The organism is Psychroserpens sp., assembly GCF_034670085.1.
Taxonomy (GTDB): Bacteria; Bacteroidota; Bacteroidia; order Flavobacteriales; family Flavobacteriaceae; genus Psychroserpens.
The window spans coordinates 22,616-47,485 of sequence record NZ_JAXMOD010000007.1 but is presented as its reverse complement, the minus strand read 5'-3'; the positions used below and the strand labels follow the sequence as shown (position 1 = coordinate 47,485).

Genomic DNA, 24,870 nt, shown 5'->3' with positions numbered 1-24,870 from the left:
AAAGTGTAACTTTGAATTCAAATTACTAAAAATTGAATTTTTACATTATCATTCCAGCCCATAACGAAGAAGCTACTATTGCATTAACTTTAGAATCTTTAGTACAACAAACTGTTTTACCAAAGAAAGTTGTTGTTGTAAATGATAATTCTACTGATAATACAAAATCCATAGTTGAGAAGTATGCCAAGCAATATGGCTGGTTGAATTTAATAAATATTACAACATCCGATGAACACATTCCTGGTTCTAAGGTAATTAATGCATTCTACAAAGGCTATAATAGTTTTGATGAACATTACGATATCATCTGCAAATTTGATGCAGATATCATTTTACCAATACATTATTTAGAAAAGCTAAAACACCTTTTTGAAACTGACGATATGGTTGGCATTGCTGGTGGATTAGCATATATTGAAAAAAATGATTCTTGGGTTTATGAAAATATTGCCAATAAAAATCATGTTAGAGGACCTTTTAAAGCTTACAGAAAAGCTTGTTTTAAAGACATTGGTGGATTAAGACAATCAATTGGTTGGGACACTGTCGACACTTTACTCGCTAAGTATAATAATTGGAAAGTGGTTGTTGACCAGAACTTACATGTAAAACATTTAAAAGCTACAGGATTGAGTTATAATAAAAACTCAAAATACTTACAAGGCCAGGCATTATACAAAATGCGTTATGGATTTATTCTCTCGTTTATCACAGCTTTAAAAATGGCAATTAAAAAACGAAATTTCACTGTTTTTACTAACTACTTAAAAGGTTATTTTAAAGCTAAAAAATCTAAAATAGAATATCTCGTTACTATAGATGAAGGCAAATTTATTAGAAACCTAAGATGGAATGGGATTTTTAAAAAGTTAAAACTTTAGATTCTTCGATGTCATTCAGAAGGAGTTAACGATTGAAGAATCTTTTATTGTTTTATAAGGAGATTCTTCGCTTTGCTCTGAATGACAATAATATCAACTAAAAACTCCAACCTTTATAACTACTTGAGGCTTCCAATTTGTTTTCTAAACGATCCTCAAGTTCTGCAAAAAAATCTATTCCTGTTAGTTCTTCAATCTTATCAACGGAAACCACAAACTTATATAAAGGTTGTTGTGAATCTTCATGAGGCATTAAAAAAGCAATCATTTTGGTTTGACCCGAATTGTTATCTATTAATACTTTATAAAACTGATTAGGAACACTTACATCTTCATCTCCGATTGTTTTCATATTGCCTTTTAATATTCCGCCAGTAACTACAAAAACACCATCATATTTTCTTGCCCAATAGCGCACTTTTTGTTCCAAGGTATTCCAAATACCAGCATTAAATTGATGTTCTTGCGGACTAATATTACTTGTTAAAAAGGTTTCATCATGTGCTTCTTTACTAAATCGTCTATCTCCTGCAGGACACAAATGACCTCTATCATAACCAGAATTTTTATAATTTCTCCAATCTGCAGCTCCTGTTTTGACAGCCAAATCAATTTCAAAGTATGGTCGTTTAAAATTAGTATTTGATAAATGTGATTTTTTTAATTCGTATGCAACCCATTCCGCCTGTTCATGAGCTTCGTTATAGGATAAAGAATAGTTCTCATGATGTACAATTTCACCCGTTGTACTTGATGGTAAAAAATATTCGTTGGTATTCGTTTTAACGGTTGCTCCTTCTTCTATAATCTCTGAAGTTGCTTCTTCTGCTAAAAAATTTTCATAACCATAAATACCAACAATTATTAATATGGCTATTAGAGAATATAAAGTTCGCTTCTTCACAATTAATCGATTACAAAATCTAAAGGATCACCAATTGAGGCATTTGGAAAACTAATTCCTAAAAGCGCAGACATCGTTGGAGCGATATCAGTAATATTTGTCCGCTTTAAAGTTTGTCCGTGCTTAATTCCTTTTCCGAAAAATAACAGAGGAACATGAGTATCGTAATTATAGCCTGAATGATGATCTGTCCCTGTTCTGTTCCAAGAGGAATCTTTAAAGACTTCAGTGTTAAAAATAAATAAAACATCACCAGATCGCTTTTGATTATGACCTTTAAATAGCATAGCTTCCTGATATCCTGTTGATTCAGGAAATTGATTTATCGCAGAAGTTATGTACACATTACTTATAAGTTTATAGGATAATAATTTCCTTGAAACAACATTCTTCATGGCTTGTAGATCAAAATTATGCTCTTCAATTTTTTTATGATCTAAATAAATCTGGTTATTTATTCGACTTAAAGCCAAATCTGAAACCTTGTAAGTTTCAAATAAAAAGGCGTTGAGATCCTCCAACATAGCATTTAAATCAAACAAACCTGACGGGATTTTGTTGTCTTCAAGATAAGATGGCACATGTGGTGCTCCATGATCTGAAGTTAAAAAGACTGTATATTCTCCTTTTCCTACCTTATCATCTAAAGCATTAAACAAACGTTCAAGCTCAAGATCTAAACGCAAATAAGTGTCTTCAACTTCAATAGAATTTGGTCCATAATCATGACCAACTTTATCTGTACTTGAATAACTAACTGTTAAAACATCTGTAATACTATCTTTTCCTAATTGTTCTGCTTCTATGGCTTTCAACGTGAAATCTGTAGTGAGACTATTGCCAAACGGCGAATTTGCAACCATATGAAATCCACCATTTTCTATTTTTAACTCCTCTAATTTATGTGGAAAAACCGATTGATGTTCACCTTTTAAAACGCGTTCGTATCGATTTGCGTCTGTACCACTTTCTTCATAAGAATTAATATCATATAAAGGATTCCAAGTTTTAAAATAACCTTGAGCAATTCCTGATGTATTAAACTCATTTACCCATTCTGGTAGTGACTCCATATAAAATGAACTAGAAATCCAGTTTCCTTTTCCATCATGATCATAATCCCACCAATACGCAGCATTTGCCGAATGTCCTGCTGCAAAAATTGCTCCTCTATGCTTTACAGAAATACCAATTGTTTTGCCTTTCATTTGAGTAAAAATTCGATTTTCATCAGCAAAGGTAGATACCAACATATAAGCTGGAGATTTCTTACCGTCATTGCTATCTGTTCCTAAAGGTTCAACGGTGTTATCTTCAACACAATTCACATTCCGCAATAATTCTTTATCGTACCAGTCGTTACCAATTATACCATGATATTTAGGAGTTGTTCCTGTAAAAATAGAAGCATGACCAGGACCAGTTTTAGTAGGTATATAATTGTAATGATTATTTTTACAATTAAACCCTTCATTTATCATACGCTTAAAACCGCCTTCTCCGTATTTGTCATAAAATCTAGTGAGATAATCATAACGCATTTGATCTACAACGATACCAACAACCAATTTTGGGTTCTCATTTTGAGCCTGTGAAGTCGTGCTAACAAGAATAAGACCTAGAAGTAAAAAAATATACTTTAACATAATTGCGTGTTTGGTGTATCAAAAATACAGATTTTAAAACATCGAACTTTAAAATCAAGGTTAAATAAGATTAGTTTTTTTACTTTAGCATAATCAAATTTCACTATGCAATACCTTCATAATATTGGTACCTATTTTTTAATGATTGCTGAGATGTTTCGCAAACCTACCAAATGGTCTGTCATGCGAACACTTATCCTGAAAGATATTGACGACCTTATCATTGGCTCTTTAGGTATTGTTGCCTTTATTTCATTTTTTGTTGGTGGAGTTGTAACAATCCAAACAGCTTTAAATATTAACAATCCTTTAATTCCTAAATATTTAGTTGGATTTGCAACACGACAATCTGTAGTCCTAGAATTTGCGCCTACCTTCATTTCGATAATTATGGCAGGAAAAGTTGGGTCTTTTATTACATCTAGTATTGGCACAATGCGAGTTACAGAACAAATTGATGCCTTAGAAGTGATGGGTATTAATGCCTTGAATTACTTGGTTTTTCCCAAATTTATAGCTTTGATGTTGTATCCTTTTGTGATTTCAATTGCCATGTTTTTAGGAGTTATAGGTGGAATGGCTGCTTGCGTTTATGGTGGATTTAGCTCTTTGGAAGATTATATAATTGGAGTTCAAACTGATTTTATCCCGTTTCATATCGTTTATGCATTTATTAAAACGATTGTATTTGCTTTTTTATTGGCTACGATTCCGTCATTCTATGGTTTTTACATGAAAGGTGGCGCATTAGAAGTTGGTAAAGCCAGTACAACATCGTTTGTTTGGACAAGTGTCATGATTATTTTATTAAACTATATATTAACCCAAATGCTTTTAAGCTAATGATAGAAGTAAAAAATGTAGAAAAATCATTTGGAGATGCTCATATTCTTAAAGGGATTAGTACAACTTTTGAGAAAGGAAAAACTAGCCTGGTCATTGGACAAAGTGGGTCTGGAAAAACAGTCTTTTTAAAATGTTTATTAGGCTTATTTACTCCTGAATCGGGAACTATTTCTTATGATGGTAAAATTTATGCACAATTAAGTGATGATGAAAAACGAAATTTAAGAGCCAAAATGGGAATGGTATTTCAAGGCAGTGCTCTTTTTGATTCCATGACCATTGCAGAAAATGTGATGTTTCCACTTCGCATGTTTACGAAACAAACCAAAAGCGAAATGGAAGATCGGGTAAATTTTGTTCTAAAAAGAGTAAATCTTCCGGATGCACATCATAAAATGCCAAGCGAAGCTTCTGGAGGCATGCAAAAACGGGTTGCAATTGCTAGAGCAATTGTAAATAAACCAAAGTATCTTTTTTGCGATGAACCAAATTCTGGTTTAGATCCAAAAACAGCAATTGTTATTGACAACCTCATACAAGAAATTACAGACGAATACAATATTACAACTGTAATTAACTCACATGACATGAATTCTGTAATGGAAATTGGAGAAAAAATTGTCTTCTTAAAAGATGGCTATAAAGCTTGGGAAGGTTCAAAAGAAACCATTTTTAAAACAGATAATGCAGTGGTAACAGACTTTGTCTATTCTTCCGAATTATTTAAAAAAGTGCGTAAGATGTATATAGAAGAAAATGAATAATTAGTTTCTTCTAATAAAAACAGTATCGACTTTTAACTCCTCTTTCAACCATTTTTGAAGTGCTCGTTCTCTTGTCAAGACAATGCTGTCAGCTAATGACACCTTCCACCTCACGTTTGCTACAGTTACCGTATCTATATTGATAAAATCTTTGGACTCTAGCATTTTAGCATATCCGAAAAATTCCAAATCGCTAAATCTTACTTTTGCGTCTCGAGATAACGAACTAAAGGAAACAGCGTTGTGATTTGTGTTTTTAGATTCTATAAGTTTATTTAAGCTTGTAATATTAATCTCTAATTCTGAAATTTGTTTTTGCAGTCCATCAATGATGTTATCCTTACGATCTAGATCTGCATAAGCTCTATCAAGAGATTGCATTAAGCGATCGGCACTTCTTGTTTTATTTGCATTTATCACCAATTCAAAGTCCTTAATACTTTCATAACCTTTCTTATTATTCTGCAGGGCAGAAATCATCTCGTCACTAACATCACCATTAAAATGCAAACTGATTGTTTTCGTATCTGGATTTAAATCATCATCCTTTCTCTGTAACCAAAGATTTGGATTGTTTTCAATGTCATTCTTAACAAAATTCTCAAAATCCCTTTTATATTTACTTTCTTGCAACACCGTTAAAAACGTCCACATTGCAGGAATCATAACTATTATAGCCAGTAGCATAGCAAATCTAGAAATGCGCTTACGTTTTGCAGAATTCGCATATTTCAACATTGGAAAACGCAGTAACTTTAAAACTAAAAACGTCGCTAAAGCAATAAAAATGGTGTTAATGGTAAATAAATACATTGCACCTCCAAAATACTCCCAGTTTCCGATAGCAAGTCCATAGCCTGCTGTACATAAAGGAGGCATTAAAGCTGTGGCAATTGCTACACCAAAAATAACGGAAGCTATAGTTCCCTTTTTGGTACGTGCAATAATTAATGCCAAACCACCAAAAAAGGCAATAAGCACATCTCGAATATCTGGTCGTGTACGTCCGAGTAACTCTGAGGTATCTTCACTTAGTGGAAATAACCAAAAGAATAAAAAAGCAGTTAATAAACTTAAAACTATCATGGTCGCTAAGTTGATTAGCGATTTTTTTAATGTATCAATATCATTAATAGCAATTGACATCCCAACTCCTAGAATTGGACCCATTAATGGTGAAATTAACATGGCTCCTATGACAACGGCTGTTGAATTTGCATTTAATCCAACCGAAGCTACAAAAATAGAACACACTAAAATCCAAGCGGTTGCACCTTTAAATGGAATATCAGCCTTTATTGCAGTGATTGTTGCATCTCGATCTGTGTCTTCTCTAAAATCGAGTAGTTCACTTAAGAACGTCTTAATACTCACAAACAAGCCTTGAGCATCTTGCCGGACAGCTTCTTTTTTCACCTCTACAGCTTTATCTTTATTAGCTTGAGCTTCGTCTTCAGAGAAATTAAACTTACTTTCTTCACTCATAATTATCCGTATTGTTCTCCAAAGGTCAACTTCACATTTTGGAGTACTTTTTTAATATCTTGCTCTTTAGTCTTTGGAAAGATAAGTAAAACTTCGTCTTTATCTACAATAATATAATCTTGTAAACCATCGACTACTACAATTTTATCAGCCTTAGTACGAATCATATTGCCAGAAGCATCTTCAGTTAATGTTCTCGCATTTACAACAGCGTTATTGTTTTCATCTTTATCTAGTTTATCGTAAAGACTTCCCCAAGTTCCTAAATCATTCCAATCAAAAGTAGCAGGAAGTACGAAAACATTTGTAGAGGATTCCATAATAGCATAATCCACTGAAATATTTTCAGATTTACCATAATTTTCTCTTATAAAATCGTCTTCAAAATCTGTATTATACACCTCAATTCCTTTTTCAAAACGTTGATATAAATTAGGTTGATTCTTCTTATAAGCATTCACTACACTTGACACACTCCACATAAAAATACCTGCATTCCACAAAAAATTGCCTTGAGCAATAAATTGTTTTGCAGTTTCATAATCTGGTTTTTCACGAAATTGATTTACTGACTTAATAGCATCATTTGAAGATGCATCATACTCGATATAACCATAGCCCGTATTTGGAAACGTTGGTTGTATTCCTAAAGTCATAAGCGCATCATTTTTAGAACAAAAATCAAAAGCTTGCTGAACATTCCCTGTAAAAGCGGCTTCATCCTCAATCCAATGATCACTCGGAGCAACAATCATAACAGCATCTTCATTTTCTTTTTGGATTTTTAATGCAGCATATAAAATACAAGGTGCAGTATTACGCATTGCTGGTTCCAGAACCACTTGACGTTTGGTCACTTCTGGCAATTGTTCAAATACCAAATCATTATAACGTTCATTAGTTAAAATGAAAATGTTTTCTTTCGGAATTAAATTCGCAAGTCGATTAAACGTCTTCTGAATTAAAGTATCTCCCGTTCCAAGCATATCGTGAAATTGCTTTGGAAAACCTTGTGTACTTACTGGCCAAAACCTTGATCCTACTCCTCCTGCCATTAGTATGGCGTAATAATTTTTATTCATTAAAATATTTTTTTTATCATTATGAACGAGTGAAGAATATTTCTAAAAGATCTTTCTCCACGCTCAAGGTGACATCATTGTTAATCTAATAATTCTACCTCAGCATTGGGATTAAACAAATACAAACGACCTGAATTTACCTCAATACATTCAAATCTTGTTCTACGTTTTTCTCCCTTTGTAAATACACGATTATTATACAATTTAAATGTGCTATGCAAAGGTAATTCAAATATAAAGGTTTTATCGTTTGGTGCGTCGAATTGCTTTAATGCATATGCGAGTTTTATATCAGTATCACTTGATGCTTTTGGATTTTTAAAATGGTTGGCTAATAATGGCAAAATATCACTAGGAAATATATCGGGATTTAAAAACGGAAGCATCAAATGCTGAAACGTTCTTTTCCATTCAGCTCCATGAGGTTTAATTTGCCTGTTGTATTTCTTATAAGCTTCAAAATGAGCGATTTCATGTATTAACGTAATAAGAAATCTGTAGCAATTCAAATTTGAATTCACTGTGATTTGGTGTTTACCGTTAGGCAACCGTTTATAATCACCATGTCGAGTTTTGCGTTCTTGTTTCACTTTTACAACAAGATGATCATGATTTAGTAATTCTATAACCTTTGGAATTGCTTTATGAGGAATATAATCTTGAAGGATGTCTTGCATGACGTAAAAGTAATAAACTCGAATTAGTTTTTGAAAAGTAACATTGTTGAGTTATCATTAACCTTCAAAATATATAAACCTTCTGATGTATCCTGTGGAAACTTAAGTCTTGTCCTTTTACTAAATTCATTAAAATCTGAATCAAGAATTGTAATTTGTCGACCTCTAATATCAAATAAGCTAAAATTATCTAGGGCATTTGTACTGGTAATGAAAATTTCAAAATTTATGACGGGATTTGGAAATATGAGTTGACTTTCATCTTGAAAACTATTTACTTCACCACTAAAGTAAGGCACTGCAAAATTGAAAGCATCTAGTCCAACTTTTTCACCAATAATTCTTCCAGGAATATCATCAGCTGGTGGATGGATTCCACCCCAAATTCTAGATAAACTTGTTTGATCTGACGCATCTCTATACGTTGCCCATTGTAATTTAACATCTACAGAAGGTCCTTCTTCGAACACCAAAAATTCATTTTGTTTTGCTATAAACTCACCAATTCCGCCAGGAAAAAACTCACTTCCAGTAATCTTGGTAAGCACCTCTGCTGCAGCTCGTGAATATGTAGAATGCCCAGAAACAAAACCTGCAAAAGGAGGTGTAACAAAAGTAGGTCTTTGATATGGCCACCAATTCTCGGCTAAAATCCAACCGACTCCAGCGTCATCTGTATCTTCATTATCGATATAATCTGGACCTCTCCAGGTATATAATTTTATTTTTCCTAAATGCTGATTTTCATTTCCAACAAGTGGATCTCCAGTTTCAACAACCTCAACGTAACCCAGTAATAACGGTATGCCAGCAATATTATAATTATCTAAAGTTTCATCGGTACTTTGACCTAAAAGTGCCATATGTCGAATAGCTGAAATTGGTCTCACATAATCGTACCAACCTTTAATACTCCATGCAGAAATTGCAGCATCATGCATTGTTCCTCCTAAAATAAAATACGATTTAACGTCCCATTCCAAATCGTTTAAAATCTCACCTTCTCCTTGAAATCTCTTTTCTAAAAGTGGATGTTCATTTACATAATTTAAAATCGTAAACCAATGTCCTGGTGGTGTTTCAGAATCTGGACCATCGGCCCAAAATTCTGCCAAAACTCTAGCATAATCTCCTCTGGGAACTACATTAGATTCGTAAGATTGACCAGTAATTGGATTTTGAGAATGTCCAGTACCTATATCGCCTCCATCAAAAATATTATAGTAATTAGGATACGCTTCATACTCAGTAGGAAACTCATCAATAGCTGTATTACCAATAGCTCCAGGAGAAATATCCCAAAGTACGCCATCACTTGGATCAAGATGCGATCCCCAAATTGACACCATCGAAAAACCTAATTTATACGCATCACTAGACGTATTATTTTCAGTTGAGCTTAAAAATGGAGGTGATCCAGGATCGTTATAAACTTTGTAACTATCGCCATCTCTATCATAAATTGCACTATCATCTTCCGTCATAGCAAAAGGCAAAACACTTCCCCATTCTGGACTTAAAAAATCAATTGAGGTACCAGTAATAAGATTACCGCTTTGATCTATATACGTATCCAAACTTAGAGGTTGCCAACGGTTAGGATCCTCCATTTCTACTTCAGTTGGAATAGCAGGTGCTAATTCTGAATTCGCAGGTTGATAATACGCATTATCAAATTGGGAGAGCTCTCTTGAGCCGTCAACGTTCCCATAAGCTATGATTGTTTCGGCAATATAATTTCCAAGAGCAGCAGCATTTCCAAACTCGTACAACGTAGACGTTGTTGTTTCGGTATCAAAACCCAATTGTTCCATTATAATATCGAATAAGCGCTGTGATTCTTCAACTTTAGGAGAGTTTTGAAAACGATAACTCAGCAAGCGATACATTGCATAGCTAATTGCTTTTTCTCTTGAAGCTTCTGTGCTCTCAATGGGGATAAAGTCTTCAAGTGTGCTAGTAAAATTATTAAACGAATTGCCAATAAGATAAGGTCTGGCTTCATCATCATAAATAGCCCAAGCATCGTACATAGCAACACTAGAATGAAATAAATTTCTAGCATGCACTGTTGGTCTTGCAAAATCATTTCTAATGGCTTGGAGTAAGACTTCATTCCATATTCGAGCGATTGACACATCTTCTGGAATTTCGTTGATATGCAAGGGGACTGAAATAGTTTCTCCAAGACTAAAGCACAATCCATTTGTTTCTCTTACCGTTAAACTTCCCATTTCATTTAATCCCCATTTTATAGAAACTGCACTTGTGCCTTGACCTTCAACAATTTCTCCTCCTGACACTTGCCATACTGAAGTTGAACCAGGAGCAATAGGATATGTATACGTTTCTGTAGCTAAAAAACCAGATGACACATTCCCAGAAATTTGATTGGATGGTAAATACGTACAAGTTCCATCATCTAAGGTTGCATCAGGATTATAAGTACATGAATTGGGATCTGTACATCCAATTATTTTTTGACTTGGCTCAATATCTAAAGGCGTAATTCCTTGACTTTCAATAGCTCTTACCGTAGTATTTGCATCTAAATCTTGATAGGTTTCTACTAAACCTGAAGGCCATTTTATTTCCAACTCATTAATTACATTTTCATTTCCTAGTCCAAAATGAACTGCTTGCAGGCTTTGTGATAAAAATCCAACACCTGTATAATAGCGTTTAAATTGTCCGAGATTTGTTGAAATCGTTAATGTTGTACCAATGGCATCACGATTTGATACTGTTCCCTGAAGTAATACTTTAAACCAATTTTGTGTTATTGGTTCATCAAAATTTAAAAGTTTATTTTCATAAAAAAACGAAGCCTGATCCGAGTTGGTTACAAAAATATCTAAATCACCATCATTATCATAGTCAAAATCAACAGCTTCTACACTCACGGTTAGATCGTTAAAATTCACTTGAGCTGAATAATCTTCAAAACCGGTTTGACCTTCAATAGCTAAGTTTTTATAGTAGACATTATGCTCTGTTGAACGATCTTCAAATTCATAGCCATTAACAATAATTAAGTCTTCATCACCATCAAGATCAAAATCTGCAAATCGCGTTCCCCAAGACCATCCAGTTTCAGGAATATTATTCGCATCCGACACTTCAGTAAAATTATTCGATCCATTATTTTGAAGCAATGCATTGTCATCTATTCCAGTGATAAAAATGTCAAAAGCACCATCGAGATTGAAATCACCAAAGGTAATTCCCATATCATCCAACATATTATCCAGGCCATAGGCTGGAGCTTCATCGGTAAATGAGGTTCCATTTTGATTGATGAATAAGCTATTGGGATCATTAAAATCATTAGCTACAAATAAATCCATCCAACCATCATTATTAATATCAAAAGGAATTGCTGTATAGCTTGCCAGTTGTTCTGTAGCTTGAATATTAGTTTGTATAGTGACATCTGAAAACGTACCATCGCCATTATTAACGTAGAGTGAATTACTATCACATTCATCCCAATCACTAACATAAATATCTAATAATCCGTCATTATTATAGTCAAACCATGTTGCACTGGTATTTCTACAATCATTAAAGTTGTTGAAACCAGCTGTTTGAGTAACTTCTAAAAACGTGCCATCACCTTCGTTATGAAATAATTGAACTTTAAACGAATGGGTGAAAAACACATCTGGATAACCATCATTGTCGTAATCTCCAAATGAAACGCCATGCTTAAAACCATCTAAGCCATAGAATGATTCAGCCTCATTTGGAGGGTACAAATTTGTAAGTCCCGATTCTAAGGTAACATCTGTAAAACTTCCATTATTATTATTTCTAAAGAGTTTGCTGTGTGTAGTATTTTCACCATCAACATCCTTTTTAATGGCAACAACAAAAATATCAAGATCTAAATCTGCATCATAATCGACTACTGCCACACCATTATTATTCTCCAAGTCGCCGAAACCTGAAAAGACTTCGACTCTATCAAAAATTTGAGCTAATAGCGATTGAGTACAACACAAAAAGCATACTACCAAAACGCAGTAATATTTATGAAAATGTAATGGTAATTTCAACGGAACAATTTTTTATAAAGATAATAATTAGGTAACAATTAAGACAAAAAGAAAGCCTAAGAATCCATAAGCATTTTTTTAATTGCTTCCATACTACTTAATGCGAATGTAGCTTCATTCTTTAACTCGTTATTATAATCGTGTGCAGTATATCCAATAACATCAAATCCTCCATTTTTGGCAGCTCGAACTCCAGTTAGGCTATCTTCAATAACAAGACATTCGTGAGGATTAAAACCTAAGGTTTCAGCAGCCCAATTAAAAACGTCTGGACTGGGTTTCCACTTTTGAATTGTATAACAACTAAATATTTTGTGTTCAAAATATGGTAACAATCCTGTAAGTTCTAAATTGAGTCGGATTTTGTTTTCTGGTCCGCTTGACGCAACGCAATACGGAATTTTTAGACTTTGAATTAAATCAATCACACCTTGAATGGGTTGTATTTTTGTTTTAAAAGCCTCAAAACTGTATTGACGATACCTAGTTGTAAAATCTTCAGGAATGGGCTGATTAATAAGTACTGAAATCTTATCGACACAAGATTGCATTTTTCCACCTTTAAAATGTTTATAGGCATACTCTAAATCGATATTTGCTCCTAATTCGTTTGCCATATCAACCAACACTTGATTTCCTATAGGTTCACTGTCAACTAAAACACCATCGCAATCAAAAATAATACACTTGTATTTAGACATGTTACGGTGTAGAATTAGAAACTTGCAATACTTTACCGTTATAAAATTTGTTTCCGTTAAGTGAAAACTCTTGTATATACTCTGCCATTTCTTTTGCTGAAGTTGGTGCTTGATAATCAGGAAAAGCTTCTTTGAGCATTTCAGTTTGCACAGCTCCTAACGCAAGCACGTTAAATTGCGGCCCATGTTCTTTATATTCTTCGGCTAATAACTCTGTAAGTGTAATCACGGCACCTTTACTCGAACTATATGCTGCTAAACCAGGAAACTTCATACTTCCTTGAATTCCTCCCATTGAGCTAATGGTTACCACATGACTATTCTTTTTCATAAATGGTAAGACAACGCGAGTCATTTCAGAAACTCCAAATACATTGGTTTCATAAATTCTAGAAAAATCTTTAAAGGACGTTTCTGCAAATGGTTTATTGAGTAATAATCCAGCATTATTGATTAGAATATCGACATGTTTCCATTCGTTTTGAACAAATTGAGTTACCTTTTGATAATCATCTTGATTACATAAATCGAATGAGAAGGATGTAATATTATCAAAATGAAGGTTGTTTACAGGTTGTGCATTTCTAGACAATGCTAACACATTATGACCTTGATTAGCAAATAAATGTACTAATTCAAAACCGATACCTCGACTCGTTCCTGTGATGATAATATTTTTACTCTGACTCATACATTACAATTTCTTGGGTTGGTGTATTACTCATTTCTTCAACTGCTTTAATGGTTTTATTTATAAGTTTAGCCATAAACTCATAGTCTAATTCATTCGTTTCGTCATCTGCGTGATGATAATAATCATAATTAGACAAATCGCAAGATGAGATGGTTTGACATGGTGAATTAAACTGTTCATAAAACGGAAAATTATCAGAACGTTTAAATAAGTTATTCCTTTTTGATACTTCAGAAAATCCTAAAAAGTTATGACCTGCATAATCGTTTATTTTCGTTGCCATATTTGATAATTCATATCCAGACAAAAACGCCTCATAGTCTTTTTCGATTAACGGAACACCTACCATTTCAAAGGTTAGTAAAGTATAAAGGTTCAAGTTTTCAGATTTTAAACGTTTAGCCAAATGCTTAGAACCGAATAATCCCAATTCCTCAGCAGAAAAAAGAACAAACATAATACTTCGTTTATTGTTTTTCTTAGCTGAAAAATATTTTGCCATGGCAATAACAGCGCTAGTTCCTGAAGCATTATCATTAGCTCCATTTGCGATAGTATCAGTTGCCGTCATACTACCTTTTCTACTTTTTTTTCTGGCGTCATCTCCAAAACCAATATGATCATAATGTGCTCCTAAAATAATGACCTCATCTTTGAGCTTTTCATCAGTACCTTCAAGGAAACCTACAACATTAAAAGCATTCAAACTATCAATTTTAAAGTCATCTCGATAGGCTTCAAAATACGGCTCAACTCCATACGACTTAAACTGATTTTCAATGAAAGAAGCTGCATTATCAATACCTTCACTTCCAACATGTCGTCCTTTTAAATCATCTGATGCCAAATAGCTTACAGTTTCTTTCAATTCTTCACTAGTTATAATATCAGATTCAGGTTTTGTTTCCGATTTACAACTTAGAATCAGCAGTAAAAAACATAAAGGGAGAAGATTTTTCATAGATAGTTTTTAATTTAGAATTTAAAGATAAAAAAATCCTGTTTCAAACATGCTGAAACAGGATTTTATCCTAACAATCAATTAACCAACTAGTAAAAAAACATCAGATATATAAGAAGTATTATGAATGTATACATTATCAATAAGAATATTTCCAATTTCTTTTTATGTAAAAATTCTTCCATTAACTATTGCTTAATAATTCGTTTAGTAACCTCGTTATTATTGGCTTGAATTTTCACAAAGTAAACACCACTTGACAGTTCTGAAATATCATATTGGCTTTGAGGTGTAAAACTTTTTATAGACTGTCCTTGAAGTGAATAGATTTCTACTTTTTCTAAAGGATCTTTTGATTCTATTTCAAAATAAGCGTTTATTGGATTTGGAAATAATGCGATTGATGTACCTAATAAATTTAAATCTTCTACCTGTAAAGATGGGTCTTGGTAAGCCCATAATTCATTTCCTTTGGCACTAACACTATCGTCTGCTGTAAAATATAATTCATTATTAAACAGGATTACATTTGAGACTGATGCATCTCCATTGGGGTTTAGTTCAATCATGCTAGTACCTGCTGATGTGCCATCTGAAACCCAAAGCTCTGTGCCATTAATACCATCATTTGCTGTGAAATACAATCTCCCGTTGTACTCTGTAAAATAATCTGGCAAACTACTTCCTGATAAGTTTATATCTTTTACCAATACCGTTCCTGCCGATGAACCATCAGTTTTCCATAATTCTATGCCATTTACTCCATCATCAGCGATAAAGAAAATATTAGATCCTACTTGTATGAACTTTGAAGGATTACTATCTCCTGAAGGATTAATGTCTTTCAATAAGACAGTTCCTAAACTTGTATTCCCATTTGATTTCCATAATTCTCTTCCTACTGAACCATTGTCTACACTAAAATATAATGTATTAGCGATTTTTGTAACATTTAAGGGATTACTATCTCCTGTTGGATGAATATTTCTAATTAACCCTAAATTTCCAGAACCATTAGTTTTAAATAATTCTCTACCAACAGTATCATGATCTGACACAAATGTTAAGTTTGAGCCAACAACATTTAATTGATCTGGATTACCAAAACCTACTCCCGAAATTACATCTAAATAAAATACTGTTCCTGCTGCAGTTCCATCCGTTTTCCATATTTCACGACCATGACTTACACCATCTGTTGCACCAAAATAATATTCGCCATTAAATAATGTAAAACCACTTGGTGTTGACGAAGGTGGTCCGGAATAAATATCTAAGAAAAGACCACTGTTGGCAGGATTTAAAATATCGAACACATGTGGCTCAACACCAACACTGCTCGTTGCATCTAATGGATTAAAAATAATTTTATCATTTACATAAATTGGTTGTGTAAATCTGGCATCAAAATTATTAATCGCTGTTGCATAAGATATTGAATATTCAGTAGAACTCATGATTGAACCAATTGATAGCTTTTGTAATGTTCGCTCATTTGTGCTAATATTTTTGACTTCAAAATACAAGTCTGAATCAACAGTAAAGAATACAATATTATCGTCTGGGTTATGTGCTAAATCATTCAATAATGGCGATATATAATCAACCGTTATATTGACCGTTCCTGCGTCTGTGCCGTCTGAAGCATAAATTGATCGTTGAGCCAAAGGATGAGCTGAATTGGTAAATGCGGAAAAAAAGAGCCGACCATTAGATTCATACATTTCACCAACAAGAGAACTAGCAGTTCCAGGACGTATATCTTTCACCAATCTAAATTGGGCATTCAGACTTAAAACAGAACATAGTGCCACAATAAATAATAGTTTTTTAATTACTCCATTATAATTGGTTAAGTGCTCATTAATTTTTGTAAAGTTTTTCATAATATTTGGGTTTTAAAATTTAATTTTTTTATTCTAAAGCGTCCAACAGAACACCATTTTCAACTTCTCCTTTTAGATACACAAAAGTTTTAGATTCGCCTATTTTAATGGATCCATATTGTTCTAAAGACACCAAGTACGTAAGACTTTTATATTCAGTAGTTGGTGTTTTACTTGTACCGAAATTTTCAAAAAGAATATCAATTTTATCATTGATGCTTTTAGGTTCTTTATTAATTTCTTTGACTTTCTGTTTAGCAACTGTAGTGGTATCTTCGAAAACAGCAAGTTCTAAATAGCTTCTTTTTATTTTTCCTGTATTGCTTGTTACATGATACTTATTTAAAACACTAGCGTTAGTTCTTATGCCTTCACTTAATAAGGTTTTTCTGTAATTCAGTTTATTAATTGCAATTACTCCTAAAAGCACTAGTAACATAGCGAGCAAACTTCCACAGATGATATATACTTTTCGATTTAAAGCTTTATTACTCATCTAACTATTTGTTTATGTTTTCGCATAAAATTTCGGTCGACACCATTGATGTACCTTGAGCATGTTCATTATAACCAGAACCATTGTATTGTTGGTAAATTGTGAAATCACTTATTAATTTGCACTTACCAGTTTTTATATCTTTAAAGGCAATGGCTGCGTAGCGTTTTCTTCCCAAAATGGCACCAGTAAGGTTGTTTTTAGATATCACCCAATCTCTATTTGTTAAATTGATTTTTAGGCTTGTTCTTTGCCAATTAGTATCAGCACTTTCATTATCAAATGCTTTTTTAAAAAGGTTTTCTATTTTAACATCCTTTATTGCAGCCGACGGCATTCTTTTATTGGCAATCCTCCTAGTATTAAATGCAGCAGATTTTGCTCTAATATCATCTAACGAACCTATTGTTTTTGCGAAATCATTATATTTTTGTGATGCAGAAATTACAGAACTTTCTTCTGGTAAGATTGTAGCCGATGTTTGCCAAAATAATTTTCTACTTTTAAAATCGTTATACTGATTTTCCATTGTCTCATCATTTGAACCTTCAGAAAAATTCACTTTAAAGCGAGCCAAATTTCTGTCGACAACTTCAGTACTTTTAATAATTTGACTTACGTCTGTACTATAACTACTAAAACTTTTATCGGCAGCAATAACTTTATCTGCCAACTCTTGAGTTATAATTTGGGCTGACATAAACTCGCCCATTATTTTTTGCCCTTCTATTTTTTTATCAAATTTATCTCGACTCTCTTTTCTACTTGTAAGAGTTTCTGTTTTATTATCACCACATCGTTCTTTTAAATCGTCTAATTTTTTCTCTAACCTTGATGTGTTAAACGACGGATCTTTCTTTTTAATGCTGGCTAAAGAACGTTCTAGTGATGCTATTTTACCTTCTGCAGTTTTATAGAAGTTTTTTTCTAAAGCTTTATGGGCAACTTCAATTTGCTTTTCGAATGCATTAATTAAAATTTTGGCTCTGCTATTTTGCGCGCTCATAACTTGTAGATTTAGTGTTAAGATCAGAAAAAGGCATATTTTTTTCATGGCTAATCGGTTAAATTGATTACCCAAACATCATAAAAAAAACCAGTAAAAACTGACTATTTAATTAAGTGTGCAGAACAAATTATATAAGTGTTAGCTATTTATATAAAAGTGATAAATTCTTATAAATTGTCTAAAAATTGAAGTATTTGAGCTTTTTTTCTGAAAGAAACAGGAATTTCTTCAAGGGTTTCCATTATTAAACTGCCGCCATTTACTTTATCAAAACGCAGAATTTTATTAATATTTATCAGGTGTGAATGATGTGGACGAATAAAACCATAGGGTTCTAATAATTCTTCATATTCTTTCAAAGATTTTGAAATAACTATTCGCTTAGAATCTTCTATATAAAATTCGGTGTATTGTCCAGATGATTCACATCTAACAATATCATTTAAATTTATAAAATAAATGGAATTGCTATCTTTTAAAACTATTTTTTTATCAAGCAATGTGATTTTATTTAAACTGTCTTGCATCACTTGTAATTGATTGCTTAAATGTTTGTTTTTATACTGTTGCTTAACTTTTTCGAAGGCTATAATTAACTCATCTGGTGCAATTGGTTTCAACAAAAAATCAATGGCACTAAATTTAAAAGCATCAATTGCATATTTATTATGCGCAGTTATAAAAATGAGGTGAAAATTAATTTCAGATAATTTGGATAATAATTCCATTCCAGTGCCATCATCTAATTCTACATCAAGAAAAACTACATCTGGAGAAACATCTTCAATTTTTTCAAGTCCAGATTGAACTCCATTTGCTTCATGTATCTCACTAACATCATCGCAAAAATTAGTTATCATTTCTACTAAGCCTTCACGAATATTAATTTCATTATCTACTACGAGTATTTTCATGGGTTTTAATCAGTCTTTTAATTCCCAAATACCTTTAAACTGCACTTGGTCTCTACCAGGTTGAATTTCTCCAATTCCGAAGATAGCCAAAAAATTAAAGCTACAGGATTTACATGTTATTATGGAATACAGAGCATCTAGGTGCCACAATATATATTTGCTAAAACCTAAATCTCCTTGCTTTCCATCCCTGTTTAGGTTGACAATTTTATGTTCTATCAATTGGTTTAAAATAGTCTCATCAAATTCATCTATAATCTGATCCACTGGTTTTCCTGAATTATGTAATTGAATAGTTATTATTAGTTTCTCAGCACATTTAGAGCAAGAACAACCAATAAATCCGTTATTAATAAAATAATCAAATGAAAAATCGGCTGGTCCTAATATTTGATTGCCTAACTTCATTTTAATAAATTTTAGGTAAGGTTATAACTATTTTGAAACCATCGTTATTTAAATTTTCAATGTTATAAAATGCATGAGATTTATGTTGCATATTAAATAAATAAAGTCTGTCCTTCACGATTTGCATAGCCCTTGACTTGTGCTCTTTTTTTGATTCAAGTTCTTTTATTCCTTTACCATTATCTTCAATAGAAATATAAACATTTAGGTCATCTGCTTTAAAATAAATATCAATTTTTCCAACATAATTAAGGTCACAAAATCCATGCTCTATTGCATTCTCAACGAAAGGTTGCGTAAGCATTCCTGGAAGCCTTAATTCATTTGTTTCTATATCTTCGTCAATATGAAATTGATACTCAAACTTATTTGGAAAACGTAACTTTTGAATTTCCAGATATTGCGTTAAAAAATCTATTTCATCTTCTATGCTAACCACTTCTTCGTAGGTGTTTTCTAAAGATTGTCGCATTATTTTAGCTAGTCGAGCTGTATACAACGTGGTTTGAATACTTTTTTCTTGCTGTGACAATCTCTGCAATGATGCCATGGCGTTAAAGAAAAAATGAGGATTAATTCGTGCTCGATTTAAGCGTTGTTCTGTTTCTAAAATTTTTTGTTTGTTTTTTAATGAGCGCTGACGGAAAAAAAATATTAATGATAAAACTAAGAGTAATCCTCCTATGATTATAAACATATACAGTTGTTCCTTTTTTTCTAAGGAAACTATTCTTTGTTCGTTTTTGGCTTTGTTATATTTTTGTTCAAGCTCATTAATTTTTTCAAGTTTTTCGATATTTAAAATACTATCTTTTAATTTAGTATATCGTTTATAACTAGTAAAAGCTTTATCTAATTTATTAGCGTTTTCATAAATTTCTGAAGCTTCTCGATGCAGCATCATACTGGCTGCCGATTTTCTCTCAATATTATAATATAGTGAAGTATCCATCCAAGTATTTGCAGCTTCTAATTCGCCTAAATCCAAATGATCCCAAGCTTTGGATAAATACAATCCAGATAAATTCTTATGGCCTTTTATTTTTTTTCCAAAGTATATAGCAGAATCAATATTAACTAAAGCTTTTTTTAAATCGCCTTTATGATATGCAATAGCTTCTTCTACTCTATAGGACCTAGACATTTCGCCAAATTTCCGGTACTTAAAAGCTCCTTTTTTTGCTTTATTTACAAACAGCAATACTGAATCTAATAAGGTCGCTCGATTTGTTATGGTATATTTATTTTCATATTCATAAGCTAACCAATTATAATAATAAGAAAATCGGTCTGGCTCTTTTAAATCTAAAATTAATTGCTGGGCTTGCTTAATATATTTCCAATTTTTCTCGTCTTCATTTAACCTTGTAAAAACATACACTAACTCTATTATGGATTTAATTTTTTTTTCAGCATCATTGAGACGTTCAGCTTCTGTTAGAGCCTTAAAGGCAAAATCTGATAATTTTTCTAAGTCATTTATAGCATGGTAATAACGTGCTTTATTATAAATAAGTTTAAATTCGAAATCCTTTTTACAGTCTATTTTGTTTAATAGAGATTCTTGCTCGATTAAGACGCTAAATGCTTTGTCAATTTGTAATTGGTTGTTGTAATAATGAAACTCAAGATTAAGGCCTTCAAATTGACAAATTTCAAATTTTGTGTTTTTCAGTTTATCAATGACCTGAAATTGGCTTATTGAATCTGTTTTATTATGAATTATTTGCGAATTATCGACCAAATGAGTAGCACAATTACAATCATTTTGTCCGTAAAACAAATTTGAAACTAACAGAAAAAAGAAGGTGTAAATTTTCACTAAGGGAAATGTATTTCTTTTTAATAATCTAAAATGCACTTCAAAGGCATTATTCATAATATTAAGTTGATTACAATTCTCTTTAAAAATAGGAATTATTTTATCTTTAGTTAATCTATTCTAAAAATAGAATTCGTATTTCGCTTTTTAATTGATAAGTGTCAATGTTTTGTATATAAGTGTAATTGCAAAACATTAGTATAATCATAAAACAACTTTAATAAAATGAAACACATCTTTTATGTTTGGTTACATCATGTAAAGATGTAATATCAAACACCAATATCTTCATTCCAGAGTTTAGGGTTGTTTTCAATAAAATCTTTCATAAGTGCTTTGCATGTATCGTCATTTAAAACAACAACCTCTACACCTCTTTCTTTGAGTAACTCTTCATCACCTAAAAATGTGTCATTCTCACCAATAACCACTTTAGGAATACCATATAACAAAATGGTCCCAGAACACATAGAACAAGGTGACAATGTTGTATACAACACACTATTCTGATAAACAGAAGCCTTTTGTCGTCCAGCATTTTCAAGAGCATCCATTTCGCCATGAAGGATGACGCTTCCGTTTTGCACTCTTCGATTATGACCACGACCAATAATTTTGTCGTTATGAACTAGTACGGATCCAATAGGAATTCCACCTTCAGCTAAACCTTGTTCAGCCTCTTTTATCGCCTCTAAAAAAAATGCGTCCATAGTTGAGTTTTTTTCATTATTCTAAAGTTAAGTAAAATGAAGTTCTTATCTGATATTTCATCAATTTTAAAGAAATTACTACTAACAAAAAATCCTATCTCAAAAATGAAACAGGATTTTAAATAGTATAGGTTCTGAACCGCATTCAGAATGACTTCGTTTTTAAACTTAAACCAACATCGTTACAGGGTTTTCTATATAACCTTTTAACGTTTGAAGGAATTGAGCTCCAGTTGCTCCATCTACCGTTCTGTGATCACAAGCCAACGTTAATTTCATAGTATTTCCAGCTACAACTTTTCCTTCTTTAACCACTGGTTTTGCAACAATAGCACCAACTGATAAAATTGCAGAATTAGGCTGATTGATTATAGACGTAAAACTTTCAATTCCAAACATACCTAAGTTAGAGATGGTAAAGGTACTCCCTTCCATTTCATCTAAAGACAGTTTTTTATTTCTTGCTTTACCAGCATATTCCTTTACAGCAGCTCCAATTTGAGGTAAACTTTGCTCATTTGCAAAACGTACCACAGGAACTAACAATCCGTCAGGTACTGCCACAGCAACTCCAATGTGAACATGATTATTCAATCGCATTCTGTCATCAAACCACTGTGAATTTACTTGTGGATGTTGTTTTAAAGCTAAAGCACATGCTTTAACAATCATATCATTGTACGAAATTTTGGTGTCTGGTAACGAATTATATTGTGTTCTAAAAGCCATAGCATTTTCCATGTCAAACTCCACATTCAAATAATAATGTGGTGCTGTAAACTTAGATTTAGCTAAGTTTTTTGCAATAGCTTTACGCATATTAGAATTTGGCACTTCATCAAAATCTTCTTGACCAGTAGGCACAAATTTTCCTACTGATGCCGATTGAGCTGCAGGTGTAAAGTTCTCGATATCACGTTTTACAATTCTTCCATTTTCACCAGAACCACTGACTTGAGATAAGTTAATTCCTTTTTCATCAGCCATTTTTTTAGCTAATGGTGATACAAATACTCTTCCACTTGAATTTATAGGTGAAGGTTGAGACTTCTCGACTGCGCTTGAAGTGACAGCTGCTTCTTTTTTAGGTGCTTCAACAGATTTTGTTTCTTGTTTTGCTTCGGAAACTGAATTAGTTGCTTTAAAGTTTTTAGCAATACCTGCCACATCAGTTCCTTTTGGACCAATAATAGCAAGAAGCGCATCAACTTTTGCAGATTCACCTTCTTGTAATCCAATATGTAATAACGTACCTGATTGGAAGGATTCAAACTCCATTGTCGCTTTATCGGTTTCAATTTCTGCAAGAATATCACCTTCTTCAACCGTATCACCAACATTTTTCAACCATGTTGCCACAGTTCCTTCCTCCATAGTATCACTTAAACGAGGCATTGTTACTACGATTACACCTTCTGGTAATTCTTCTGTTGCATCCGATTCGAAATCAACATCTGAAATATCAACGTTTGTTTCTTCACTTTCAGGAATAGTATCTGATTTTTCAAGGCTACTATTTCCATTTAATAATCCTGAAATATCTTCGCCTTTATCTCCAATAATAGCTAATAAGGTATCAACTTTTGCAGTTTCTCCTTCCTGAATACCAATATGAAGTAATGTTCCTTCATTAAAGGATTCAAACTCCATTGTTGCCTTATCTGTTTCTATTTCAGCTAGAATATCACCTTCTTCAATTTTGTCTCCTACTTTTTTCAACCAAGCAGCGACAGTACCTTCTTCCATTGTATCGCTTAATCGCGGCATGTTAATTACTTCTGCCATAGCTTATATTTTGTGTTGTATAAAAGGATAATCTTCTTGTTCGTATACTGCGTCGTACATCACATTCAATTCTGGATATGGTGATTCTTCAGCAAATTTTTCACATTCTGAAACTAAAGCCTTAACACGTTTATCTATTGCTTTAATCTCATTTTCGGTCGCATATTTCTTATCTAAAAGAATATCTTTCACTTGCGTAATAGGATCAAGTTTTTTATACTCTTCTACCTCATCTTTAGTTCTATAGTGTTGTGCATCACTCATTGAGTGTCCTCTGTAACGATATGTTTTCACTTCAAGAAAAGTTGGTCCATCACCACGTCGTGCACGTTGTATTGCTTCATCAAAAGCTTCAGCAACTTTAATTGGATTCATCCCATCAACTGGTCCTGAAGGCATTTCATAGCCTCTACCTAGCTTCCAAATATCTGTATGATTTGCAGTACGTTCTACTGAGGTACCCATTGCATAACCATTATTTTCACAAACGAAAACAACAGGTAATTTCCATAGCATCGCTAAGTTAAATGTTTCATGAAGCGAACCTTGACGAGCAGCACCATCACCAAAACAGCACAAAGTAACAGCATCACTTCCATGGTATTTATCACCAAATGCAATTCCAGCACCTAAAGGAATCTGACCTCCAACAATACCATGACCACCATAAAAGCGATGTTCCTTTGAAAAGATATGCATTGAACCACCAAGACCTTGAGAAGTACCAGTTGCTTTTCCATATAATTCTGCCATGACACGTTTAGGATCAACTCCCATTCCAATTGGCTGTACATGATTTCTATAGGCAGTAATCATTTTGTCCTTTGTAAGATCCATTGCGTGAAGTGCTCCAGCTAAAACAGCTTCTTGACCATTGTATAAATGAAGAAACCCTCTTACTTTTTGTTGAATATATACAGCAGCTAGCTTATCTTCGAACTTTCTCCAGAACAACATGTCTTCATACCATTTAAGGTAAACTTCTTTTGTTACTTTTTGCATTTAATTCTGTATTGGTATAAAAATTAATACTTCAGATTAATTATCTCAAGCTTCCGTTATGAATTCCTAATATAAAAATAGGACAAGCGAATAACAAAAGTAACACATTAGATAGTAATGAAAAAACCGAAAAACG

At 32.8% G+C, this 24,870-nt stretch carries 21 protein-coding genes; 3 read left to right on the top strand and 18 right to left on the bottom strand.

All coding sequences use genetic code 11. From position 1 onward, the window contains the following. The first annotated feature begins 32 nt into the window (after window positions 1–32). Entirely contained in the window at window positions 33–884 is an 852-nt protein-coding gene (locus VOI25_RS12100; RefSeq protein WP_323789342.1) for a glycosyltransferase family 2 protein, read from the top strand. 97 nt (window positions 885–981) lie between these two features. Here VOI25_RS12100 and VOI25_RS12095 read toward each other — a convergent pair whose 3' ends face one another. Both VOI25_RS12095 and pafA read right to left on the bottom strand, forming a co-directional pair. Beyond that, a complete protein-coding gene (locus VOI25_RS12095; protein ID WP_323789341.1) occupies window positions 982–1,788 on the bottom strand; it encodes a DNA/RNA non-specific endonuclease in 807 nt (268 codons plus the stop codon). 2 nt (window positions 1,789–1,790) lie between these two features. Next, the gene (gene pafA / locus VOI25_RS12090) at window positions 1,791–3,434 is read right to left on the bottom strand and encodes an alkaline phosphatase PafA (RefSeq protein ID WP_323789340.1); all 1,644 of its coding nucleotides are present in this window, start codon (window positions 3,432–3,434) and stop codon (window positions 1,791–1,793) included. A gap of 105 nt (window positions 3,435–3,539) precedes the next feature. On the opposite strand from pafA, the gene VOI25_RS12085 reads away from it, so the two are divergent. Together VOI25_RS12085 and VOI25_RS12080 are read left to right on the top strand one after the other, a co-directional pair. Then, window positions 3,540–4,277, top strand: a complete 738-nt coding sequence (locus VOI25_RS12085; RefSeq protein ID WP_323789339.1) for an ABC transporter permease — start codon at window positions 3,540–3,542, stop codon at window positions 4,275–4,277. Continuing rightward, entirely contained in the window at window positions 4,277–5,044 is a 768-nt protein-coding gene (locus tag VOI25_RS12080) for an ABC transporter ATP-binding protein (protein WP_323789338.1), read from the top strand. The genes VOI25_RS12085 and VOI25_RS12080 overlap by 1 nt, the downstream gene beginning before the upstream one ends. Here VOI25_RS12080 and VOI25_RS12075 read toward each other — a convergent pair whose 3' ends face one another. The 16 genes from VOI25_RS12075 to pdhA form a co-directional block, all read right to left on the bottom strand. After that, window positions 5,045–6,529, bottom strand: a complete 1,485-nt coding sequence (locus tag VOI25_RS12075; RefSeq protein ID WP_323789337.1) for a DUF389 domain-containing protein — start codon at window positions 6,527–6,529, stop codon at window positions 5,045–5,047. A gap of 2 nt (window positions 6,530–6,531) precedes the next feature. Further along, a complete protein-coding gene (locus VOI25_RS12070) occupies window positions 6,532–7,611 on the bottom strand; it encodes a mannose-1-phosphate guanylyltransferase (RefSeq protein WP_323789336.1) in 1,080 nt (359 codons plus the stop codon). An 80-nt stretch (window positions 7,612–7,691) separates the two neighbouring features. Beyond that, the gene (locus tag VOI25_RS12065; RefSeq protein ID WP_323789335.1) at window positions 7,692–8,288 is read right to left on the bottom strand and encodes a SprT-like domain-containing protein; all 597 of its coding nucleotides are present in this window, start codon (window positions 8,286–8,288) and stop codon (window positions 7,692–7,694) included. 23 nt (window positions 8,289–8,311) lie between these two features. Beyond that, window positions 8,312–12,346 carry an FG-GAP-like repeat-containing protein gene (locus VOI25_RS12060; RefSeq protein WP_323789334.1) on the bottom strand — a complete coding sequence of 1,345 codons (4,035 nt, stop codon included), beginning with the start codon at window positions 12,344–12,346 and terminating at the stop codon, window positions 8,312–8,314. Between the two features lie 56 nt (window positions 12,347–12,402). Beyond that, on the bottom strand, window positions 12,403–13,047 hold the full coding sequence (locus tag VOI25_RS12055; protein ID WP_323789333.1) for an HAD family hydrolase: 645 nt from the start codon (window positions 13,045–13,047) through the stop codon (window positions 12,403–12,405). 1 nt (window position 13,048) lies between these two features. After that, window positions 13,049–13,738, bottom strand: a complete 690-nt coding sequence (locus VOI25_RS12050) for an SDR family oxidoreductase (RefSeq protein WP_323789332.1) — start codon at window positions 13,736–13,738, stop codon at window positions 13,049–13,051. Beyond that, window positions 13,725–14,702 (bottom strand): M28 family peptidase, encoded by a 978-nt coding sequence (locus VOI25_RS12045; protein ID WP_323789331.1) that lies wholly within the window; start codon window positions 14,700–14,702, stop codon window positions 13,725–13,727. The genes VOI25_RS12050 and VOI25_RS12045 overlap by 14 nt, the downstream gene beginning before the upstream one ends. A gap of 188 nt (window positions 14,703–14,890) precedes the next feature. Next, on the bottom strand, window positions 14,891–16,588 hold the full coding sequence (locus VOI25_RS12040; RefSeq protein WP_323789330.1) for an ELWxxDGT repeat protein: 1,698 nt from the start codon (window positions 16,586–16,588) through the stop codon (window positions 14,891–14,893). A gap of 28 nt (window positions 16,589–16,616) precedes the next feature. Then, window positions 16,617–17,084 (bottom strand): hypothetical protein, encoded by a 468-nt coding sequence (locus VOI25_RS12035; protein ID WP_323789329.1) that lies wholly within the window; start codon window positions 17,082–17,084, stop codon window positions 16,617–16,619. A gap of 4 nt (window positions 17,085–17,088) precedes the next feature. Continuing rightward, window positions 17,089–18,090 carry a hypothetical protein gene (locus tag VOI25_RS12030; protein ID WP_323789328.1) on the bottom strand — a complete coding sequence of 334 codons (1,002 nt, stop codon included), beginning with the start codon at window positions 18,088–18,090 and terminating at the stop codon, window positions 17,089–17,091. Window positions 18,091–18,260: 170 nt separating this feature from the next. Next, window positions 18,261–19,007: a LytTR family DNA-binding domain-containing protein gene (locus VOI25_RS12025; protein ID WP_323789327.1), complete on the bottom strand. Its 747-nt coding sequence runs from the start codon at window positions 19,005–19,007 to the stop codon at window positions 18,261–18,263. Window positions 19,008–19,016: 9 nt separating this feature from the next. Then, complete coding sequence (locus VOI25_RS12020) at window positions 19,017–19,415, bottom strand: hypothetical protein (protein WP_323789326.1); 399 nt, start codon at window positions 19,413–19,415, stop codon at window positions 19,017–19,019. A 1-nt stretch (window position 19,416) separates the two neighbouring features. Beyond that, window positions 19,417–21,294 (bottom strand): sensor histidine kinase, encoded by a 1,878-nt coding sequence (locus VOI25_RS12015; protein ID WP_323789325.1) that lies wholly within the window; start codon window positions 21,292–21,294, stop codon window positions 19,417–19,419. A gap of 215 nt (window positions 21,295–21,509) precedes the next feature. Continuing rightward, entirely contained in the window at window positions 21,510–21,947 is a 438-nt protein-coding gene (locus VOI25_RS12010; protein WP_323789324.1) for a nucleoside deaminase, read from the bottom strand. 168 nt (window positions 21,948–22,115) lie between these two features. Then, entirely contained in the window at window positions 22,116–23,732 is a 1,617-nt protein-coding gene (locus VOI25_RS12005; protein WP_323789323.1) for a pyruvate dehydrogenase complex dihydrolipoamide acetyltransferase, read from the bottom strand. Between the two features lie 3 nt (window positions 23,733–23,735). After that, the gene (gene pdhA / locus VOI25_RS12000; RefSeq protein WP_323789322.1) at window positions 23,736–24,734 is read right to left on the bottom strand and encodes a pyruvate dehydrogenase (acetyl-transferring) E1 component subunit alpha; all 999 of its coding nucleotides are present in this window, start codon (window positions 24,732–24,734) and stop codon (window positions 23,736–23,738) included. Between the last annotated feature and the right edge of the window lie 136 nt (window positions 24,735–24,870).

Coding starts and splice junctions, on each gene's coding strand:
- VOI25_RS12015 (WP_323789325.1), bottom strand. CDS start 21,294: ATGAATAATGCCTTTGAAGTGCATTTTAGATTATTAAAAAGAAATACA.
- VOI25_RS12030 (WP_323789328.1), bottom strand. CDS start 18,090: ATGAGCGCGCAAAATAGCAGAGCCAAAATTTTAATTAATGCATTCGAA.
- VOI25_RS12055 (WP_323789333.1), bottom strand. CDS start 13,047: ATGTCTAAATACAAGTGTATTATTTTTGATTGCGATGGTGTTTTAGTT.
- VOI25_RS12085 (WP_323789339.1), top strand. CDS start 3,540: ATGCAATACCTTCATAATATTGGTACCTATTTTTTAATGATTGCTGAG.
- VOI25_RS12035 (WP_323789329.1), bottom strand. CDS start 17,084: ATGAGTAATAAAGCTTTAAATCGAAAAGTATATATCATCTGTGGAAGT.
- VOI25_RS12065 (WP_323789335.1), bottom strand. CDS start 8,288: ATGCAAGACATCCTTCAAGATTATATTCCTCATAAAGCAATTCCAAAG.
- VOI25_RS12010 (WP_323789324.1), bottom strand. CDS start 21,947: ATGGACGCATTTTTTTTAGAGGCGATAAAAGAGGCTGAACAAGGTTTA.
- VOI25_RS12020 (WP_323789326.1), bottom strand. CDS start 19,415: ATGAAGTTAGGCAATCAAATATTAGGACCAGCCGATTTTTCATTTGAT.
- VOI25_RS12005 (WP_323789323.1), bottom strand. CDS start 23,732: ATGGCAGAAGTAATTAACATGCCGCGATTAAGCGATACAATGGAAGAA.
- VOI25_RS12025 (WP_323789327.1), bottom strand. CDS start 19,007: ATGAAAATACTCGTAGTAGATAATGAAATTAATATTCGTGAAGGCTTA.
- VOI25_RS12070 (WP_323789336.1), bottom strand. CDS start 7,611: ATGAATAAAAATTATTACGCCATACTAATGGCAGGAGGAGTAGGATCA.
- VOI25_RS12075 (WP_323789337.1), bottom strand. CDS start 6,529: ATGAGTGAAGAAAGTAAGTTTAATTTCTCTGAAGACGAAGCTCAAGCT.
- VOI25_RS12080 (WP_323789338.1), top strand. CDS start 4,277: ATGATAGAAGTAAAAAATGTAGAAAAATCATTTGGAGATGCTCATATT.
- pdhA (WP_323789322.1), bottom strand. CDS start 24,734: ATGCAAAAAGTAACAAAAGAAGTTTACCTTAAATGGTATGAAGACATG.
- VOI25_RS12040 (WP_323789330.1), bottom strand. CDS start 16,588: ATGAAAAACTTTACAAAAATTAATGAGCACTTAACCAATTATAATGGA.
- VOI25_RS12050 (WP_323789332.1), bottom strand. CDS start 13,738: ATGAGTCAGAGTAAAAATATTATCATCACAGGAACGAGTCGAGGTATC.
- VOI25_RS12045 (WP_323789331.1), bottom strand. CDS start 14,702: ATGAAAAATCTTCTCCCTTTATGTTTTTTACTGCTGATTCTAAGTTGT.
- pafA (WP_323789340.1), bottom strand. CDS start 3,434: ATGTTAAAGTATATTTTTTTACTTCTAGGTCTTATTCTTGTTAGCACG.